This window comes from Staphylococcus sp. GDX8P54P, assembly GCF_017893165.1.
Taxonomy (GTDB): Bacteria; Bacillota; Bacilli; order Staphylococcales; family Staphylococcaceae; genus Staphylococcus; species Staphylococcus borealis.
On the sequence record NZ_JAESMM010000034.1, the window covers coordinates 1 to 902 of the forward strand.

Consider the following 902-nt stretch of genomic DNA (forward strand, 5'->3'; position numbering starts at 1 on the left):
TTACATCAACAATCAAAACCTCTATCATCAATCAGTGCGTATCAAATTCGAAAAGCTTTCCAAAACATCATTCAAGAACGTTTCACGCTAAACATGTTGTACCCCTATATTGATGAAATTAATATTTCTAAAAACAAAACCCTTGCGGGGATCTATTTCAAAAATGAACCTCTAAACATTGTCAATCAAACTACGCAATCATCGATTGCTTAATAGATGAAAGGATGAAAAAATATGAGTGAAATGAAGAAGAAGAGAATCGGAGGGTACATCCGCGTATCCACGGAAAAACAGGTAATGGGCTATAGTATAGAAGGACAAATTACACAAATAGAGCAATATTGCCAATTTAACAGCTATAAACTCGTTGATATATATGCAGATCGGGGCATATCAGGAAAATCTATGAACCGTCCTGAATTACAGCGCATGTTAAATGATGCTAAAAATGGAAAATTAGACTGTGTTATGGTTTATAAAACAAATCGTTTGGCACGTAATACTTCCGATTTACTTACAATAGTCGAAGAACTTCATCGCCAAAATGTTGAATTTTTTAGCTTATCTGAACGTATGGAAGTCAAAAATTCAACAGGCAAGTTAATGCTCCAGATACTTGCAAGTTTTTCCGAATTTGAAAGAAATACAATTTTAGAGAACATTTACACCGGACAACGTCAAAGAGCTTTAGAGGGCTATTATCAAGGCAATCTTCCATTAGGATATAATAACATACCTGATAATAAAAAAGAATTAATGATTAATCAACATGAAGCTAACATCGTTAAATATATCTTTGAATCTTATGCCAAAGGTCATGGTTATCGTAAAATAGCCAATGCACTCAATCATAAAGGTTATGTCACTAAGAAAGGTAACCCATTTAGTATTTCAGCTGTTAC

At 33.5% G+C, this 902-nt stretch carries 1 protein-coding gene and 1 pseudogene; both read left to right on the plus strand.

All coding sequences use genetic code 11. The features are described from left to right. Positions 1 to 213, plus strand: a pseudogene (locus tag KA909_RS11045) (cassette chromosome recombinase CcrA); the annotation flags it as partial. 21 nt (positions 214 to 234) lie between these two features. Further along, the coding region (locus KA909_RS11050) for a recombinase family protein (RefSeq protein ID WP_210130210.1) at positions 235 to 902 on the plus strand (668 nt) is incomplete at its 3' end.